Source organism: Azospira restricta (genome assembly GCF_016858125.1).
GTDB classification, from domain to species: Bacteria; Pseudomonadota; Gammaproteobacteria; order Burkholderiales; family Rhodocyclaceae; genus Proximibacter; species Proximibacter restrictus.
Window position 1 is genome coordinate 3,311,245 of the sequence record NZ_CP064781.1, and the last position, 17,079, is coordinate 3,328,323.

Genomic DNA, 17,079 nt, shown 5'->3' on the forward strand with positions numbered 1-17,079 from the left:
CGAAAGGAAAACCATGGCTCGCTACACCGGCCCCCGCCTGAAGGTCGTCCGCGCCCTCGGCGTCGAGCTCCCCGGACTCACCCGCAAGACCCCGAACCGCGACTACGGCCCCGGCCAGCACGGCGCCAAGCCCAAGCGCAAGTCCGGCTTCGGCGTGCAGCTGATGGAGAAGCAGAAGCTGCGCTACAACTACGGCGTCTCCGAGCGCCAGATGCAGCGCCTGTTCCGCGAGGCGAAGAACGACAAGGGGCAGACCGGCAACAAGCTGCTCGAACTGCTCGAGCGCCGGCTCGACAACGTCGTCTTCCGCGCCGGCTTCGCGCCGACCGCGGTCGCCGCGCGCCAGCTGGTCAGCCACCGCCACCTGCGGCTGAACGGGCGGCCGGTCAGCATCGCCTCGATCCGCGTCAAGCCGGGCGACACGATCGCGCTGTCGGACAAGGGACGGCAGATCCCGATGGTCGTCGAAACGCTCGCCGAGCCGGCGCTGACCCGCCCCGAGTGGCTCGCCGTCGACGCCGCCAAGGGCAGCGCGACCGTGACCCGGCTGCCGGAGGCGAACGAGGTGCCGTTCCCGATCGAGGTGCAGCACGTGGTCGAGTACTACGCGGTGCGGCTGTAAGGCATCGCTGCCGCCGGCGCGGCCGCCGCGCCCGCCGGCACTCGGCGTTTCCTGAACACGTAGAAGAGGTTGGGCTCGCTGACCAGATAGAGCGTGCCGGCCTCGTCGAGGGCGACGCCCTCGGCCTGCGGCACGCTTTCCTTCAGCCCGTGGTGGCCGCGCGACAGCGACAGCGTGCTGATCGGCCGGCCGCGCGTGTCGAGCTCGACGACCAGCCGCGATTCGTCGGAGAGCGCCAGCAGGTGGCCGGTGCGCCGGTCGTACTGCAGGCTGGAGACGTCGCGCACGAACAGGCCGCGGTCGCGCTTGGGATCGTCGGCGACGTCGACGGCGAAGTCCGCCGTCGCCTCCGGGAAGCCGCGGATCTCGTAGATGCGCACCGGCTTCTCCTTGGCGACGAACAGGCGTTGCCCGTCCGGGTCCCAGGCCAGCCCCTCGAAGCCGAGGTTGCCGCTGCGCCCGATGGCGAGCGACAGGTGGCGACTGGCGGCGGCGTCGAGGCTGCGCGTGGCGTCGTCGACGCGCACCTCGAACAGGCGCTGCCGGCGTTCGTCGCTGATCACGTAGGTGCCGCGGCGGATGTATTCGACCGCCTCGGTGTCGCCGAAGCCGGCGAGCGCGATGCGGCGCAGGATGGCACCGTCGAGCGAGAGCTCGATCAGCTCGCCGTTCTGGTTGGTGACGGTAAACAGCGTCTTCCGGTCGGGATCGTAGGTCAGCGCCGAGACGTTCTCGACGCCGGGGATCGGCCGCCCCTCGACGACCACGTCGTAATCCGGCAGCCACAGCGCGCGCGCCTGCCACTCGGCGCCCTGCCGCCATTGCGCGACGGCGAACCAGCCGCGCTCGAACAGGCGGAAATGCTGGGCGACGGCGCCGGCGGCGGCAAGCGCGGCGACGACGAACGCGGCGGCGAGCAGGCGGAGCGGTGGGCGGCGGTTCATCGGTGCGCGGCGGCAAGCGGCCCGGCATGCCGGGCCGCGGCGATCGTCAGCCGACGACGACGCGCGGCAGGCCGTCGATCACCTCGCCGATCACCGTCGCGTGGTCGAAGCCCTGCTGCAGGAAGATGGAAAGCACCTCGGTCGCCACCTCCGGCGCGCACGAGACGAGCAGGCCGCCGCTGGTCTGCGGGTCGGCGAGCAGCAGCCGCTCGACCTCGCCGAGGCGGCCGGCGAGGCCGAGCAGCTGGCCGTAGCTCTGCAGGTTGCGCGTCGAGGCGCCGGTGACGAAGCCGTCGCGTGCGTAGGCGAGCACGTTCGGCAGCAGCGGCAGCGCGTCGAAGGAGAGCGTCGCCGCCACCTGCGAGGCCTTGCAGATTTCCAGCAGATGGCCGGCCAGCCCGAAGCCGGTGACGTCGGTCATCGCATGCACGCCCTGCAGGCACGCGAGCGCCGGCCCCGGCGTATTGAGCTGGGTGGTCGAGGCGATCATCGCCGCGTAGTCGTGCTCCTTCAGCGCCCCTTTCTTGAACGCCGCGGAATGGATGCCGACGCCGAGCGCCTTGCCGAGGATCAGCTTGTCGCCCGGCTTCGCGCCGGCGTTGCGCTTGACCTGGTCGGGGCGCACCAGGCCGATCGCGACCAGGCCGTAGATCGGCTCCGGCGAATCGATGGTGTGGCCGCCGGCGATCGGGATGCGCGCCTGGGCGCAGATCGACTCGCCGCCTTCGAGGATGCGCCGGATGGTCGCCGTGTCGAGCTGGTTCACCGGCATGCCGACGATCGCCAGCGCGAACAGCGGCGTGCCGCCCATCGCGTAGATGTCGGAGATGGCATTGGTGGCGGCGATCTGGCCGAAGTGGAACGGGTCGTCGACCACCGGCATGAAGAAGTCGGTGGTGGCGACGATTGCCTGCGCGTCGTTGAGCTGCCAGACCGCGGCGTCGTCGGCGGTCTCGATGCCGACCAGCAGCTGCGGCGGCAGCGTGCCCGGTGCCGCCTTGGCGAGGATCTGCTCGAGCACGCCGGGGGCGATCTTGCAGCCGCAGCCGCCGCCGTGGGCGAGCTGGGTCAGGCGGACGGGGGCGGGGGAAGCCGTGGGGTCGGACATGGTCGTGACAGCGAAAGGAAAAGCCGTGATGGTAGCAGAGGGCGGCGCCGGCTCAGGCGCCCCCGCGGCGACTTCTTCGTAATGCGCTGGCGCGCATTAGCATTACTCAGCCGCACCCCAAGGGCACTTCTTCTCAATGCGCTGGCGCGCATTACTCAGGCGGCGTCGAAGCCGGCGTCCTCGATCGCTGCGCGCAGCTCGACGATCGAGACCTGCGCCGGATCGAAACGCACGCGCGCCTCGCCGGCATCGAGCGAGACCGCGACGTCGGCGACGCCCGGCAGCGCCTGCAGCGCGCCGCCGACGCCCTTGACGCAGCCCTGGCAGCTCATGCCGCCGACCTTGATGACGATTTCTTCCATGGCTTTCCTCTCGCGAAAACGGGCCGCGGGCGCTCAGCGGGCGGCGACGAACGGCTGCCGCGCCAGCAGCCCGACGAAATCGCCGGCCGGCACCGGCCTGCTGAAATGATACCCCTGCACCGCGTGGCAGCCCTGGCGGCGCAGCATGTCGAGCTGCTCGGCGGTCTCCACGCCCTCGGCGATGACCTGCAGGCGCAGGCTCTGCCCCATCGAGATGACGGTACTGGCGATCGCCCAGTCGTCGGCGTCGGTGACGATGTCGCGGACGAAGCTCCGGTCGATCTTCAGCTTGTCGATCGGGAAGCGCTTCAGGTACGAGAGGCTGGAGTAGCCGGTGCCGAAGTCGTCGATGGCCAGCTGCACGCCCATCACCGACAGCTTCCTGAGCGCCTGCACGGTGGCCTCGGCGTCCTCCATGACGATGCTCTCGGTCAGTTCCAGCTCGAGGTGCTCGGCCGGCAGCCCGGTCAGCTGCAGCACGCCGGCGACCGCCTCGTCGAAGCGCTGCTGGCGGAACTGCGCCGACGAGATGTTCACCGCGACGCTGATCGGCGGCAACCCGGCGGCGCGCCACTCGGCGGCCTGCCGGCAGGCCTCCTTGAGCACCCAGGCGCCGATCGGGACGATCAGTCCGGACGCCTCGGCGATCGGCACGAAGCGGCCGGGCGAAACCATGCCCAGCTGCGGGTGCTGCCAGCGGATCAGCGCTTCGGCGCCGATGATGCGGCCACTGGCGAGGTCGACCTGCGGCTGGTAGTGCAGCACCAGCTCGCGCCGCTCGAGCGCGACGCGCAGGCTGTTCTCCAGCATCAGCCGCTCGAAGGCCGCCTCGTTCATCTCGCGGGCGAAGAACTGGTAGGCGTTGCGGCCGCTCTCCTTGGCCCGGTACATCGCCGTGTCGGCATGCTTCAGCAGCGTCTCGAAATCGTCGCCGTCCTGCGGGAAGAGGCTGATGCCGACCGACGGCGTCACCGTCAGCTGGTGGCCGTCGGTCTGGAACGACTGCGACACCGCCTTCAGGATCTTGCGCGCGACGCCGGCGGTGCCCTCGATGCTCGTTTCCGAGCAGACGACGACGAACTCGTCGCCGCCCAGCCGCGCCACCGTATCGGTCTTGCGCACGCACTCGCTCATCCGCTGCGCCACGGCGCACAGCAGCTGGTCGCCGGTGAAGTGGCCGAGCGAGTCGTTGATCGTCTTGAAGTGGTCGAGGTCGATGAACAGCAGCGCCGCCAGCGTGCCCTCGCGCCGCGTCTGCGCCAGCACCTGGTCGACGCGGTCCTGCAGCAGCGTGCGGTTGGGCAGCCGGGTCAGCGGGTCGTAGTAGGCGAGCTGGCGGATGCGCGCTTCCGCCGCGTGCCGCTCGGAGATGTCCGACGAGATGCCGATGTAGTTGATGACCTTGCCTTCGCTGTCGCGGTAGGCGCTGATCGTCAGCCAGGCCGGGAACACCTCGCCGTTCTTGCGCCGGTTCCACAGCTCGCCCTGCCAGACGCCGTCGCGCTCGATCGCCGCCCACATCGCGGCGTAGAACTCGGGCGGCTGGCGGCCGGAGCTGAGGAAGCCCGGCGTCTGGCCGACCGCCTCCTCGCGGCTGAAGCCGGTGACGCGGGTGAAGGCCGGGTTGACGGTGATGATGCGGCGCTCGGCATCGGTGATCAGGATCACCTCCTCGCCGACGTCGAACACCCGCTGCGCCAGGCGCAGCCCCTCCTCGGCGCGGCGCCGCGCCGAGATGTCGCGGAAGATCGCCTGCAGCTGCTTGCGGCCGCCGTTCTCGACGACGCTGGTGCTGACCTCGACCGGCACGTCCTCGCCGTCGGCGTTGCGGATGCGCATCTCCTCCGGCGCCTCGCCGCCGGCGGTGATGTGCCGGCGCAGCTCGACCTCGTGGCGGGCGCGCCGGTCGGGCGGGAAGATGTCCGCCGACGGCAGCCGCAGCAGCTGCTCGCGCGGGCGGCGGAACAGGATTTCGGCGGCGACGTTGGCCTCGACGATGGTGCCGGCCGCGCCGTCGATGACGATGATCGCGTCCTGCGCCGACTCGAACAGCGCACGGTAGCGGTTGCGCGACTCGACGATCTGGTCCTCGACCAGGCGCTGCGCGGTCAGGTCGAAGACGGTGCCGACCGAGGCCGGCTCGCCGCTGAAGGTCGCCGGCACGCCCATGATCGCCATCGGGAAGCGGCTGCCGTCCTTGCGCACGCCGGTCAGCTCGTAGGGGAAGCCGGGCTCGCCGGCGGCGCGCCGGCGCATCTGCTCGCGCAGCCAGTCGTGCTGCTCGGGCGCGACGACGTCGAGCGGCCCCATCGCCAGCAGCTCCTCCTCGCTGTAGCCGAAGTAGTTGGCCAGCCGCGGATTCACGTAGACGAAGCGCGCGTCCTGCAGCATGAAGATGCCGACCTGCGCCGCGCGCATGATGCCGCTGTACTTGGCCTCGCTCTCGCGCAGCGCCCGCTCCTGCGCGACGCGCTGCGAGATGTCGCGCTGCATGCCGAAGACGCCGAGTGCGCGGCCGTCGCCGTCGAGGTCGGCGAGCAGCTGCATCTCGACCCACGCCGGCGCCTCGGCGCGCGGCGCAAACTCGAGGACGGCGACGCGGTGCTTCGCCGCCAGGCAGTCGGCCAGCGCCTGCCGCCAGGCCGCGGCGTCGCGCACCGGCAGCGCGTCCGGGCCGGCGCCGGCGAGCGCCGCCGCGGTCGTCCCGCACTGCGCGGCGAAGGTATCGCTGACGCGCGAAAAGCGCAGGCCGTCGAGCCAGGCGGCGGCGCCCTGCGCCGGCAGCGGCGCGGCGAAGCGCAGCACGAAGCAGCCGTCGAGCGACTGCGCGAAGAAGTCGGCGAGCAGGTGCGCGCTTTCCTGCAGCGAGGCCTCGGTGCGCTTGTGCTCGCTGACGTCGGTGGCGATGCCGAAGACCGCGGTCGCCCGCCCGTCGGCGTCGGCGGTGACCGTGCACGCATCGCTGAACCAGGCGAGCCGGCCGTCGGGCAGCTGCAGCCGGTAGTCGACCCGCGTCCGCGTCTGCCGCCCCGGCGCCGCCGCGGCGAGCGCCTGGAAATGCGCGCTGACGCGCGCGTAGTCGGCGGCCGGCATGCGCTCGCGGAGCACCGCCAGGCCGCGCCGGCGCAGCTCGGCGAGCGGCGCGCCGAGCGCGCGCTCGCCGCTGGCGCTGACGTAGTCGTAGGCGTCGCCGGCGAGATCGGCGCGATAGACGATCGGCTCGGCGCAATCGAGGATCTCGCGCAGCAGCGCGCCGTCGTCCGCCGCCGGCGTCACGTCCTGCGCCTGACCGGGTGTGTTCATCTACGCCTTCCTCCCGTGCGCCCGCGGCCGCCAGCGCCGCAGCAGCAGCGAGTTGGAGACGACCGAGACCGAACTCAGCGCCATCGCCGCGCCGGCGACGACCGGGTTGAGCAGGCCGAGGGCGGCGAGCGGGATGCCGATGACGTTGTAGAGGAAGGCGAAGAACAGGTTCTGCCGGATCTTGCCGAGCGTCGCCCGCGACAGGCGGATGGCGTCGGCGACGCCCTTCAGGTCGCTGCCGATCAGCGTCAGGTCGGCGGCCTCGATCGCCGCGTCGGAGCCGGCGCCGAGGGCGAAGCCGATGTCGGCGGCGGCCAGTGCCGGCGCGTCGTTGATGCCGTCGCCGACCATCGCCACCGCGCGCCCGCTGCCCTTCAGCGCGTTCACCGCGGCGGCCTTGTCGCCGGGCAGGATGCCGGCGCGGAAGTCGGCGATGCCGGCGGCGCGCGCCACCGCGGCGGCGGTCGCCGCGTTGTCGCCGGTGAGCATCACCACCGCCAACCCCATCGCCTGCAGCTCCGCCACCGCTGCGACCGCTCCCGGCCGCAGCGGGTCGGCGATCGCCAAGAGCGCCAGCAGGCGGCCGCCTTCGGCGAGCGCGACGACGGTCTTGCCCTCGTCCTGCAGCCGGCGCACGTCGTCGCCGGCAGCGCCCGCCGCCGCCCAGTCGGCGGCGCCGAGGGAAAGCGCGCGACCGTCGACAACGCCCGTCACGCCCTGGCCGGGGATCGCCCGGAAATCGGCGACCGCGGGCACGGCGACGCCGGCCGCCGCGGCGCGTGCCAGCACGGCGCGCGCCAGCGGGTGCTCGGAGCCCTGCTCGAGCGCGGCGGCGAGCCGCAGCGCCTCGCCGGCGGCGATGCCGACGGCGACCACGTCGGTCACCTCGGGCTCGCCGCGCGTCAGCGTGCCGGTCTTGTCGACGGCGACGACGCCGACGCGCTCGGCGCGCTCCAGCGCCTCGGCGTTCTTTACCAGGATGCCGGCCGCGGCACCGCGGCCGGTGCCGACCATGATCGCCGTCGGCGTCGCCAGCCCGAGCGCGCACGGGCAGGCGATGACCAGCACGGCGACGGCACTGGTCAGCGCCTCGGCAGGATCGCCGGCGAGCCACCAGCCGGCGAAGGTGACGAGCGCGACGAAACAGACCGCCGGCACGAAGACCGCCGAAATGCGGTCGGCGAGCTTCTGCACCGGCGCCTTCGAGCCCTGCGCCTCGGCCACCAGGCGGATGATGCCGGCCAGCAGCGTATGCTCGCCGACGCCGGTGGCGCGGCAGCGCAGCTGGCCGAGTTCGTTCCGCGTCGCGGCGAAGACGCGGTCGCCGGCGGCCTTCGCCACCGGCATGCTCTCGCCGGTCAGCATCGCCTCGTTGACGCTCGAGGCGCCGGCGAGCACCTCGCCGTCGACCGGCACGCTCTCGCCCGGGCGGACGATGAAGACGTCGCCGGGCAGCAGCGCATCGGCGGCGACCTCGAGCAGCTGCCCGTCGCGCTCGATGCGCGCGCTGCGCGGACGCAGCCGGATCAGCGCCTCGATCGCCGCGGTGGTGCCGGCCTTGGCGCGTGCCTCGAGCAGCTTGCCCATCAGCACCAGCGTGATCACCGCCGCCGAGGCCTCGAAATAGACGTGGCGATGGTCGAGGCCGAGCACCGTCACCACCGCCGAGAAGCCCCAGGCCATCGTCGTGCCGAGCGCGACCAGCACGTCCATGTTGGCGCCGCTCCAGCCGCCGCCGCGCAGCGCCTTCCAGCCGCCCTCGTAGAAGCGGCGGCCGATCCACAACTGCACCGGCGTCGCCAGCGCGAGCTGCAGCCAGCGCGGCAGCGGCTCGGCGCCATGCCCGCCGTCGGCGCCGAACATCCACAGCATCTGCGCCAGCAGCGGCAGCGTCAGCGCCGCGGCGATCCAGAAGCGGGCGAGCTCGGCGCGCCAGGCCGCGGCGCGGCGCGCCTGTTCCTCCTCGCGCGAACGGTCGTCGGCGACGCGGGCGCCGAAGCCGGCCTTCCCGATCGCGGCGATCAGGTCGGCCGGCATCGCGCGGCCGGGCACGTAGCGCACGCGCGCACGCTCGGCGGCGAGGTTGACGCTGGCCTCGACGCCGTCCAGCCGGCGCAGCACCTTCTCGATGCGCGCCGCGCAGGCGGCGCAGGTCATGCCGCCGATCGCCAGCTCGACGGTCTGCGGCGGCACGCTGAAGCCGGCCTTCTCGATCGCGGCGACCACTGCCGCCGGCGTCGTCGCCGCGTCGGCGAGGCGCACGCGCGCCTGCTCGGCGGCGAGGTTCACGCTGGCGTCGACACCGGGCAGCCGGTTGAGCACCTTCTCGATGCGCGTCGCGCAGGCGGCGCAGGTCATGCCGCCGATCGGCAGGTCGAACTGGCGGGAGAGGTCGCGGGGCACGGAGGCGCTCATGCGGCCGCCAGCCGCCAGACGCCGAACAGCCCCCAGACGCCGAAGCCGGCGACCGTCGCGCCGGCGACGCCGCGCAGCCACGGCTGCTGCACGAAGGCGCGCAGCCGCGCGAGCAGCAGCCCGGCGAGCAGCAGGTTGGGCAGCGTGCCGGCGCCGAAGGCCAGCATCAAGAGCGCCCCCCGCGCCGGCGAGCCGGCGGTGAGCGCGGTCGCCAGCGCGCTATAGACCAGGCCGCAGGGCAGCCAGCCCCACAGCAGGCCGAGCGGGAAGGCGCGCGCCGGGGTGTCGGCCGGCAGGAAGCGCCGCGTCAGCGGCTGGATGCGCCGCCACAGCCGCTGGCCGAGGCGTTCGGTGAAGGCCAGCGCGCGCGTGACGCCGATCAGGTAGAGGCCGAGCGCGATCAGCATCAGGCTGGCCGCAGCATGCAGCGCAAGGCGCACGGGCAGCTGGCCGGACAGCGCCAGCGCGCCGCCGACGGCGCCAACCAGCGCGCCGGCGAAGCCGTATGAGAGGATGCGGCCGAGGTTGTAGGCGAGGTGCAGCGACAGCCGCGACGGGCCACCCAGCGACAGCGCGCCGACGATGCCGCCGCACATGCCGACGCAGTGCGTGCCGCCGAGCAGGCCGACGAGGAACAGCGCGAGATAACCGGAATCGGGCATTAAGAGGAGCTGGGGACCAGGGGCTAGAGGCTAGCAATAAACCTGCGTATTTTACTCTAGCCCCTGGTCCCCAGCCCCCCGCCCCTCAAATGACTTTCGAATAGCGCGTGCGCTGCCGGTCGGCGCGCAGGTAACGGTCGAAGACCATCGAGATCGCGCGCACCAGCATGCGTCCCGGCGGCAGCACGGTGATCCACTTGTCGTCGATGTTGACCAGCCCGGCCGCCTGCATCTCCTTGAGGTCCTCGAGCTCCGCGGCGAAGTACTTGCGGAAGTCGATCAGGTGGGCGATCTCGATCGATTCGAGCGACAGCTCGAAGTGGCACATCAGCGCCTGGATGATCGCGCGACGGAGGATGTCGTCGGCCGACAGCTCGATGCCGCGATAGACGGGCAGGATACCGGCGTCGAGGCGGTCGTAGTACTCGTCGAGCGTCTTCACGTTCTGCTCGTAGGTCGGCCCGACCTTGCCGATCGCCGAGATGCCGAAGGCCAGCAGGTCGCAGTCGGCGTAGGTCGAGTAGCCCTGGAAGTTGCGGTGCAGCCGGCCCTGGCGCTGGGCGACGGCGAGCTCGTCCTCGGGCTTGGCGAAGTGGTCCATGCCGATGTAGACGTAGCCGGCCTCCGTCAGCTTGCGGATCGCCAGCGACAGGATCTGCATCTTGGTGTCGGGCGACGGCAGGTCGGCGTCGGCGATCCGGCGCTGCGGCTTGAACAGGCTCGGCAGGTGCGCGTAGTTGTAGATCGACAGGCGGTCGGGGTCCATCGCCAGCACGCGCTCGAGCGTACGGTTGAAGCCCATCACCGTCTGGAACGGCAGGCCGTAGATCAGGTCGATCGACACCGACTTGAAGCCGTTGCCGCGCGCGGCGCGGATCACGGTCTCGGTTTCCTCTTCGGTCTGGATGCGGTTGACCGCCTGCTGCACGCGCTCGTCGAAGTCCTGCACGCCGAGGCTCATGCGGTTGAAGCCGAGCTCGCCGAGGAGCTGCACGGTGGCGACGTCGACCTTGCGCGGGTCGACCTCGATCGAGTATTCGCCGCCGTCGAGCAGGTTGAAGTGCTTGCGGGTCGAGGCCATCAGCTGCCGCATCTCGTCGTGCGAGAGGAAGGTCGGCGTGCCGCCGCCCCAGTGCAGCTGGATGACGTCGTGCGTGCCGTCCAGGTACTGGCTCTGCAGGTCCAGCTCTTTCGCCAGGTATTTCAGGTACTTGGCCGAGCGCCCGTGATCCTTGGTGATGATCTTGTTGCAGGCGCAGTAGTAGCAGATGGTGTTGCAGAACGGGATATGGAAGTACAATGACAGCGGTCGGCTGATGCCGCCGATGTTGCGCTTTCCCAGCCAGAGCTTGTAGGCCTCCGCATCGAAGGCCTCGACGAAGCGGTCCGCGGTCGGGTACGACGTGTAGCGGGGACCGTTGATGTCGAAGCGGCGGAGAATCTGCGGGTCGAAGACGAGGTTGGGTGCGGCGAAGTTCATTGGTGTTGAGCGGTTGGTGTGCTACGGATTATCGTGTGCCCCGTAAACGCGCACGTTGACATGGATCAAAGGGGCTTTAGACCCCTCAAACGCCGGAGCGGAAATGCCTAACAGAAAGATCGCAACCCCGATTTCGCTGGTCGAAGTGAAGACGGCGTGCTCCAACTGTAACCTGCACGAACTCTGCCTGCCAATGGGGCTCTCCCACGACGAGGTGGAAAAGCTCGACGAACTCGTTTCCAACCGCCGCCGGCTGAAGCGCGGCGAGCACCTGTACCGCGCCGGCGAGCCGTTCGACTCGATCTTCGCGGTGCGCAGCGGCTTCTTCAAGACCGACGTGCTGCTCGAGGACGGCCGCGAACAGGTCACCGGCTTCCAGATGACCGGCGAGCTGCTCGGCCTCGACGGCATCAGCACCGAAATCCATTCCTGCAACGCGGTCGCGCTGGAAGACAGCGAAGTGTGCGCGATCCCGTTCTCGCACCTCGAAGGCCTGTCGCGCGAGATCCACACGCTGCAGCACCATTTCCACAAGGTGATGAGCCGCGAGATCGTCCGCGACCACGGCGTGATGATGCTGCTCGGCACGATGCGCGCCGAGGAACGGCTGGCCGCCTTCCTGCTCAACCTGTCGCAGCGCTTCACCGCGCGCGGCTACTCGCCGGCCGAGTTCTACCTGCGCATGACGCGCGAGGAGATCGGCAGCTACCTCGGCCTGAAGCTGGAGACCGTCAGCCGCGCCTTCTCCCGCTTCCAGGAGGAAGGCCTGATCGCCGTGCAGCAGAAGCACGTGCGCATCCTCAACATCCCCGGTCTCAAGCAGTTGATGAACCACCAGCAGGGCCGCGGCTGAACCGCCGACCACCCTGCCCCGCGCCGCCCTAGCCGGCGAGCAGCGCCAGCACGCCGCGCGGGTCGCGCGTCAGCGCCACCGACACGATGTAGGCGAAGGCCGCCAGCGCGGCGACGAACCAGGCTGCGCGCTGCGCCTTGGTACGCCCGCGCTTCAGCGCCATCATGCCGAAGCCGATGTAGGCGAGCAGGCCGATGACCTTGGCGGTCAGCCAGGACAACACGAACGGGTACTGCGCGCTGATTATCACCATCGCCAGCGCGCTGCCGAGCAGGATGGTGTCGATCACGTGCGGCAGCACCTTCGCCAGCCGCGTCTGCAGGAGCGGCGACGCGCGCAGCATGAGCAGGCCGCGCAGCAGGAAGCCGGTGCCGGAAAGCGCCACCGCGGTGACGTGGATGTGCTTGAGGATCAGATAGCTCATCGACCTAGCCTGCTCGCCCGTCGGGGCGGGGTTTGAGGAACATCGGCAGGTGCACGCGGCCCCACATGCCGAACACGCCCAGCCAGCCGAGCGCACTGAGCCAGACCGGATTGAAGGCGCCGAGTTCCGTCGCCCATTCGCCGCCGATGCGCAGCAGCGCCACCCCCTGGAACAGCCAGAACAGCCGCCAGGCCCAGACGTCCGACGAGATCAGCCGGCCGGAATGGCCGAGCGTCACCCGCGTCGCCATGCCGACCAGGATCGACGCGAAATAGCCGACGGTCAGCGCGTGCAGCGGCGCCCTACCGCCCCAGCCGCTGCCGGCGAACGCCGCCAGACTCTGCGCGGCGAAGAGCAGGAAGGCGACGCCGAGCCAGACGCCGGCCAAGTGGTGCATTGCCAGCAGGTGCGAGACGAAGGCCTTGCGCAGCTGCCAGCGCCACGACAGCCAGAGTGCGGTGGTGCCGCCGGCGAGGTCCGGCAGCCACAGCCAGGCGCGCAGCTCGCCGACCGCCAGTGCCGCGTGCAGCGCGCAGCAGCCGAGTACGATCCAGTACGGCGTGCGGCCGCGGTATTCGTCGTAGCCGCGGATGACGCTGCCGGAGAAGAACGGCAGCATGCGGTAGGTAACGGTGAAGAAGACCGGCACCAGGAACAGCCAGAGGCCGATCTCGATCGCCGCCGCGACCAGCGCCGGCTGCGTGAATGCGATGCCGGCAGCGAACAGCACGAGGCCGCCGCCGCCGCCGGCGAGCGCGGCCAGCACCACCCAGGCATGCGTCTTGTGCTCGCTGATCGAGCTGTGCACGCTGGCGAACAGCGCGCGCCAGCCGAGCCCCCAGCCGGCGGCGGCGACCAGCATGCCGAGCGGCAGCAGCGGCGCCGCGGCAAGGCCGGCGTAGAACAGCCCCCAGCCGGCGGCGAGGACGACGAAGGCCGGCACGTACTGCCGCTGCTCGAGCGGCCCCTGCGCCACCCACTTCGGCAGCGCCGTCATCAGGAAGCCGAAGATGAAGAAGGTGAACAGTCCGTACAGCATCAGCGCCGCGTGCAGCCAGGTCGCCGGCGCCGGCCACGGCAGCGGCGCGTAGAGGCCGGCGTAGCGGGCACCGAGGTCGCTCGCCCAGAAGGCCATGCCGAACAGCGCCTGCAGCCCGCCGGCGAAGAACATCACGCGGTGCGGCGCGGCGAAGAAGACGTGGCGCAGGTTCATGCCCGGCCTCCCGCGAGTTCCGCCAGCCGGCGGTCGACCAGCGCCGCATGGCGGCGGTAGACGCCGAGCGCGGCGAACAGGTTGGCGGCGAGCAGCGCCGCCGACAGCGCCAGCGCCAGCCCGGCCGGCCGCGCCAGCCACGCCGGCCAGAGCACGGCGGCGGCGAGCAGCGCGCAGGCGGCGAAATGCACGCGCATCTGCCGCTGCATCGGCGGCTCGGCGAGCACCGCCTTCATGTTCGGCGCCGTCACCTTGCCGCGGCCGCGATTCTGCAGATGCAGCCAGACCAGGAAGGGGACGATCTTGTAGAGCATGCCGACGACCACCGACATGTAGCCGCCGGCGAGCACCAGCACGCCGAACAGCAGCGGCCATTCGTCGCGTTCGCCGATGGCCGGCACCAGCGCCGCCAGCGCCCACAGCAGGCAGGCCGCGAGCCCGCAGAGCAGGCCGCCGCGCCACAGGCGCTGCGTCGCGTCGGGGCGCGCCCGCTTGCTGCGCGCCTGCAGCCACAGCGTCATCGCGCAGAAGGCCGCCGCCAGCCAGACCAGCAGCGCCTGCAGCAGCTCGCCGGCGACGGCGCGGCCGGACAGCGTCGCCGCCGCCAGCAGCGTCGCCGCCGCGAACAGCACGCCGCCGAAGGCGCGGCTGAACCAGCGCGGATAGAGCGGCGTCAGCTGGAACATCGGCACGACGACGTAGGCCACTGCCGAGAGCAGGCCGACCCCCCAGGCGCCGAGCCCCCAGCCGGCATGGACGTGGGTGGTATCGACCAGCGGCAGCGACCAGCGCGCCTCCAGCCCGCCGGCGAGCGCGACGCCGAGGCCGACGACGACGGCGAGCGAGGCCAGCGCGACCTTCAGGCCGCCGATCGTATGGCTGGTCGACGGCACGCCGAGCAGCGCGCGCGCCGCGGCGACGACGAACAGGCCGACGCCGGCGACGAGCAGCACGGCGGCCGGCGCAAAGCCCGGGAACAGGCCGAGGAAGCCGGCGACCAGGCACAGCGCGCCGGGCACCAGCAGCGCATGCACCAGCCGCGCCACCCACAGCGGCCCGGCCAGGTTGGCGCCGGCGACCACCGGCAGGATCTGGATCAGCGCGCCGAGCATCACCTGCAGCACGAAGCCGACCGCGATCAAGTGCGTCAGCGCCAGTGCGCCCGGCGACCAGCGCGAGGCGAAGGCGTCGCCGCCGCCGACCAGCAGCACGGCGCCGGCGAGCAGCGCGAACAGCGGCGCGGTGAGGAAGAAGCGGAAAGGCGCGGCCATCGGCGGCGCCTGCTCGAACGACAGGAGGGCCTGCACGGCGCTACGCCTTCACGCGTCGGCGTGCCAGATCAGGATCTCGACGGTGCCGTCGGGGAGGTGTTCGGCCGCGTGCGCGAAGCCGTTGTTGGCCAGCGCCTTGTACAGCGGGAACGGCTCGCGGTAGAGCAGCAGCAGCAGCTTCTCGCCCTTCGGCAGGCGGTCGAGCGCGTCCATCGTCAGCACGAAGGGTTCCGGCGGCTCCAGCCCGCGCGCGTCGATCACCCGGTCGCTCTTCGGGTGCTTCATTCGCCGGCTCCCGGCATCTCGGCGCGCAGCTGCGGCACCAGCGTATCGGTCTCGTAGGCGAGGTGCTGGTCGCACATCGGATAGAGGATGTTCTCCTCCTTCATGTTGTGCTGCTGCATCATGATCAGCAGGGTCTCGGCCTCGCCGGCGTAGGCGTCGGCATCCTGCGCCGCCAGCGCGGCGGCGGCGGACTGCATCAGCTCGCGCATCTGCACGTGCTCGCTGCGCATCACCTGCGTCGGCCCCATGCGCATCCCGGTCTTCTGCTCGAAGGCCGGGAACAGCAGCGACTCCTCGGCGGCGAAATGCTGCAGCACGCTCTCCTGGAAACGGGCGAAGGCAGCCGCGGCGGCGGCCCAGTCGCCGCCGGCAACGGCCTGCTCGACCTCGGCGAAGACGTCATCGCAACGGCGATGGTCGTCGGTCATGAAATCTCTGATGGTGGTCATCTCGGGGACTCTGTTGTTGGTCGGGCCATTGTCAGATTCCCCCGGCGAGGTGGCATTGACTGAGATCAAAAAGGGCGGCCGCCCTCCCTGCCCGGCCCGCCGCTGCGGCGATTTGCCGCAGCCTGCCGCTCAGGCGCCTGGCCAGCGGCCTTCCTCGCAGAGCGCGAAGCGCTCAGCTCAGGCGCCCCCCGGAAGACCTCTTCGCGATGCGCGAGGCGCATCGCTCAGGCGCACCCCGGGAGTACTTCTTCGCGATGCGCGAGGCGCATCGCTCAGGCGCGCGCGACGCCGACGCGGAGTTCGTCGAACCAGTTGATGAAGCGCTGCACGTCGCCGCCACGGTAGATCGCGCCGTGCTGCGGGCAGAGCATGTCGATGTCGAGCTGGGAGACGCGTTCGCACCATTGCCGCTTGGCCTCGTTCGACCCCATCCAGCGCCGGTGGAAGGCGTCGGCGTGGCGGATGTGCGCGGCGAAGTCCTCGACGAAGAGCCCCTGCCTGTCGGCCGGCAGCAGCGCAGCGCCGACGTCGCCGGAGAACAGGATCTTCGCCTGCTTGTCGTAGAGGTGCAGGTTGCCGGACGAATGCAGGTAGTGCGCCGGCACCGCCTGCAGCGGCAGCCCGGCGAGCGGGATCGCCATGCCTTCGTCGGGGAGCGCGACGAAGGTCTCGGCGGTGCCGCCGAAATGCGGGATGAAGCTGGCCCACAGCCAGCTCACGTAGCACTTCATCTGCGGGTTGAATTCCAGCCACAGCGCCAGCGACGAGATGATGTCCGGGTCCTGGTGCGAGGCGAAGATGCCGGCCAGCCGCGACGGATCGAACTCGGCGGAGAGCGCCGAGAACACCGCCGGGAAGATCTCGGCGCCGCCCGGGTCGAGCAGCAGCCCCTGCCCGGCGTGCTGGACCAGGTATTCGTTGGTATCGATCAGGTACCCGGGCTTCGCCGGATCGCGGACGATCGCCGTCCATTTGTGGCTGCCGGCCTCGAAGAAGGTTTGCGTCGTCTTCATGCTCGTCCCCCGAAGAAGCTGGAGCGCCGCAGCTTGTCGAGCGACGCGCGGATTTCCTCGACGATGCCGTCGAATTCGCCGGAGACCTGCGCCAGCGACGAGGCGAAGCCGGCGCCGTAGGCCGCCTCGATCTTCGCCGACTTGGCCAGCACGCCGCCCAGCTCGACCAGCCGCGCCGCCTCGTCGACGGCCAGGCGCAGGTTGCGGCGCAGCGTCGCGATGCGCTCCTCGCGCGCCGCCCGCCGGCCGTCGCGCCGCGCCAGCACCTCGCGCAGCCGGGCGTTGCCCGGCACCTCGTCGGCGGTGCGCCGGAACAGCCCGTCCTGGCGCGACTCCTGCAGCAGCACCGAGACTTCGGCGACCGCGTCGTGGATCAGCCGGGTCAGCGCCATCATGCTTTCGCGCAGGTCCTTCGAGAACACGCGCAGTTCGTTGGAGAGGACGCCGAAGCCGAGCGCGGCATTGCCGGCGCGCTTGGCGAGGAAGATCGCGTTCAGCGCCATGATGTTGATCTTGAAGGCGACCGCGACGACCCGCTTGATCTCTTCGTTGATGCGCACGATGCGCAGAAGGTCGCGCGCCGGGCCGGAGGCCCCCGGCCCGGCGCCGTGCCGGCGGCTTGCAATCTCGGTCGGTTCGGCAGTCATCTCGTCGCGCGCCTCTCGCGGATCACGG

Annotated in this window: 16 protein-coding genes; 2 read left to right on the plus strand and 14 right to left on the minus strand. The window is 71.1% G+C overall.

The window, feature by feature from the left end; all coding sequences use genetic code 11:
• Positions 1-13: 13 nt before the first annotated feature.
• Positions 14-622: a 30S ribosomal protein S4 gene (gene rpsD / locus IWH25_RS15805; protein WP_203386723.1), complete on the plus strand. Its 609-nt coding sequence runs from the start codon at positions 14-16 to the stop codon at positions 620-622.
• Here rpsD and IWH25_RS15810 read toward each other — a convergent pair.
• From IWH25_RS15810 to hemN, 7 genes are all read right to left on the minus strand, one after another.
• Positions 604-1,566, minus strand: a complete 963-nt coding sequence (locus tag IWH25_RS15810; protein ID WP_203386724.1) for an SdiA-regulated domain-containing protein — start codon at positions 1,564-1,566, stop codon at positions 604-606. The two genes, rpsD and IWH25_RS15810, sit on opposite strands and share 19 nt — an antisense overlap.
• Before the next feature lie 46 nt (positions 1,567-1,612).
• Positions 1,613-2,674 carry a selenide, water dikinase SelD gene (selD, locus tag IWH25_RS15815; RefSeq protein WP_203386725.1) on the minus strand — a complete coding sequence of 354 codons (1,062 nt, stop codon included), beginning with the start codon at positions 2,672-2,674 and terminating at the stop codon, positions 1,613-1,615.
• Between the two features lie 155 nt (positions 2,675-2,829).
• Positions 2,830-3,036, minus strand: a complete 207-nt coding sequence (locus IWH25_RS15820; RefSeq protein WP_203386726.1) for a heavy-metal-associated domain-containing protein — start codon at positions 3,034-3,036, stop codon at positions 2,830-2,832.
• Positions 3,037-3,069: 33 nt separating this feature from the next.
• Entirely contained in the window at positions 3,070-6,339 is a 3,270-nt protein-coding gene (locus IWH25_RS15825) for a sensor domain-containing protein (RefSeq protein WP_203386727.1), read from the minus strand.
• Entirely contained in the window at positions 6,340-8,754 is a 2,415-nt protein-coding gene (locus IWH25_RS15830; protein WP_203386728.1) for a heavy metal translocating P-type ATPase, read from the minus strand. It abuts the gene before it with no gap.
• Positions 8,751-9,416 carry a sulfite exporter TauE/SafE family protein gene (locus IWH25_RS15835; protein WP_203386729.1) on the minus strand — a complete coding sequence of 222 codons (666 nt, stop codon included), beginning with the start codon at positions 9,414-9,416 and terminating at the stop codon, positions 8,751-8,753. Before IWH25_RS15835 ends, IWH25_RS15830 begins: the two co-directional genes overlap by 4 nt.
• A gap of 85 nt (positions 9,417-9,501) precedes the next feature.
• Positions 9,502-10,896 (minus strand): oxygen-independent coproporphyrinogen III oxidase, encoded by a 1,395-nt coding sequence (hemN, locus tag IWH25_RS15840; RefSeq protein WP_203386730.1) that lies wholly within the window; start codon positions 10,894-10,896, stop codon positions 9,502-9,504.
• A gap of 103 nt (positions 10,897-10,999) precedes the next feature.
• Between hemN and fnr the strand changes: the two genes are divergently transcribed.
• The gene (gene fnr / locus IWH25_RS15845; protein WP_203386731.1) at positions 11,000-11,749 is read left to right on the plus strand and encodes a fumarate/nitrate reduction transcriptional regulator Fnr; all 750 of its coding nucleotides are present in this window, start codon (positions 11,000-11,002) and stop codon (positions 11,747-11,749) included.
• Positions 11,750-11,777: 28 nt separating this feature from the next.
• Here fnr and IWH25_RS15850 read toward each other — a convergent pair whose 3' ends face one another.
• The 7 genes from IWH25_RS15850 to IWH25_RS15880 all read right to left on the minus strand — a co-directional run bounded on the left by IWH25_RS15850 (position 11,778) and on the right by IWH25_RS15880 (position 17,051).
• Positions 11,778-12,173 carry a SirB2 family protein gene (locus IWH25_RS15850; RefSeq protein ID WP_203386732.1) on the minus strand — a complete coding sequence of 132 codons (396 nt, stop codon included), beginning with the start codon at positions 12,171-12,173 and terminating at the stop codon, positions 11,778-11,780.
• Between the two features lie 4 nt (positions 12,174-12,177).
• Entirely contained in the window at positions 12,178-13,386 is a 1,209-nt protein-coding gene (locus tag IWH25_RS15855) for an NnrS family protein (RefSeq protein WP_203386733.1), read from the minus strand.
• On the minus strand, positions 13,383-14,693 hold the full coding sequence (locus IWH25_RS15860) for a hypothetical protein (RefSeq protein ID WP_203386734.1): 1,311 nt from the start codon (positions 14,691-14,693) through the stop codon (positions 13,383-13,385). Before IWH25_RS15860 ends, IWH25_RS15855 begins: the two co-directional genes overlap by 4 nt.
• Before the next feature lie 12 nt (positions 14,694-14,705).
• Positions 14,706-14,942 carry a DUF2249 domain-containing protein gene (locus IWH25_RS15865; RefSeq protein WP_203386735.1) on the minus strand — a complete coding sequence of 79 codons (237 nt, stop codon included), beginning with the start codon at positions 14,940-14,942 and terminating at the stop codon, positions 14,706-14,708.
• The gene (locus IWH25_RS15870) at positions 14,939-15,391 is read right to left on the minus strand and encodes a hemerythrin domain-containing protein (protein WP_203386736.1); all 453 of its coding nucleotides are present in this window, start codon (positions 15,389-15,391) and stop codon (positions 14,939-14,941) included. The genes IWH25_RS15865 and IWH25_RS15870 overlap by 4 nt, the downstream gene beginning before the upstream one ends.
• A gap of 272 nt (positions 15,392-15,663) precedes the next feature.
• Complete coding sequence (locus IWH25_RS15875) at positions 15,664-16,404, minus strand: oxygen-binding di-iron domain-containing protein (protein WP_203386737.1); 741 nt, start codon at positions 16,402-16,404, stop codon at positions 15,664-15,666.
• Positions 16,401-17,051, minus strand: coding sequence for a chemotaxis protein (locus tag IWH25_RS15880; protein WP_238998931.1), 651 nt, complete (start codon positions 17,049-17,051; stop codon positions 16,401-16,403). Before IWH25_RS15880 ends, IWH25_RS15875 begins: the two co-directional genes overlap by 4 nt.
• Positions 17,052-17,079: the final 28 nt, after the last annotated feature.

What these genes read in the sequence shown, in the direction of transcription:
- IWH25_RS15850 (WP_203386732.1), bottom strand. Translation starts at nt 12,173, where the DNA reads ATGAGCTATCTGATCCTCAAGCACATCCACGTCACCGCGGTGGCGCTT.
- IWH25_RS15875 (WP_203386737.1), bottom strand. Translation starts at nt 16,404, where the DNA reads ATGAAGACGACGCAAACCTTCTTCGAGGCCGGCAGCCACAAATGGACG.
- IWH25_RS15835 (WP_203386729.1), bottom strand. Translation starts at nt 9,416, where the DNA reads ATGCCCGATTCCGGTTATCTCGCGCTGTTCCTCGTCGGCCTGCTCGGC.
- fnr (WP_203386731.1), top strand. Translation starts at nt 11,000, where the DNA reads ATGCCTAACAGAAAGATCGCAACCCCGATTTCGCTGGTCGAAGTGAAG.
- IWH25_RS15870 (WP_203386736.1), bottom strand. Translation starts at nt 15,391, where the DNA reads ATGACCACCATCAGAGATTTCATGACCGACGACCATCGCCGTTGCGAT.
- IWH25_RS15830 (WP_203386728.1), bottom strand. Translation starts at nt 8,754, where the DNA reads ATGAGCGCCTCCGTGCCCCGCGACCTCTCCCGCCAGTTCGACCTGCCG.
- IWH25_RS15865 (WP_203386735.1), bottom strand. Translation starts at nt 14,942, where the DNA reads ATGAAGCACCCGAAGAGCGACCGGGTGATCGACGCGCGCGGGCTGGAG.
- hemN (WP_203386730.1), bottom strand. Translation starts at nt 10,896, where the DNA reads ATGAACTTCGCCGCACCCAACCTCGTCTTCGACCCGCAGATTCTCCGC.
- rpsD (WP_203386723.1), top strand. Translation starts at nt 14, where the DNA reads ATGGCTCGCTACACCGGCCCCCGCCTGAAGGTCGTCCGCGCCCTCGGC.
- selD (WP_203386725.1), bottom strand. Translation starts at nt 2,674, where the DNA reads ATGTCCGACCCCACGGCTTCCCCCGCCCCCGTCCGCCTGACCCAGCTC.
- IWH25_RS15855 (WP_203386733.1), bottom strand. Translation starts at nt 13,386, where the DNA reads ATGAACCTGCGCCACGTCTTCTTCGCCGCGCCGCACCGCGTGATGTTC.
- IWH25_RS15820 (WP_203386726.1), bottom strand. Translation starts at nt 3,036, where the DNA reads ATGGAAGAAATCGTCATCAAGGTCGGCGGCATGAGCTGCCAGGGCTGC.
- IWH25_RS15825 (WP_203386727.1), bottom strand. Translation starts at nt 6,339, where the DNA reads ATGAACACACCCGGTCAGGCGCAGGACGTGACGCCGGCGGCGGACGAC.
- IWH25_RS15810 (WP_203386724.1), bottom strand. Translation starts at nt 1,566, where the DNA reads ATGAACCGCCGCCCACCGCTCCGCCTGCTCGCCGCCGCGTTCGTCGTC.
- IWH25_RS15880 (WP_238998931.1), bottom strand. Translation starts at nt 17,051, where the DNA reads ATGACTGCCGAACCGACCGAGATTGCAAGCCGCCGGCACGGCGCCGGG.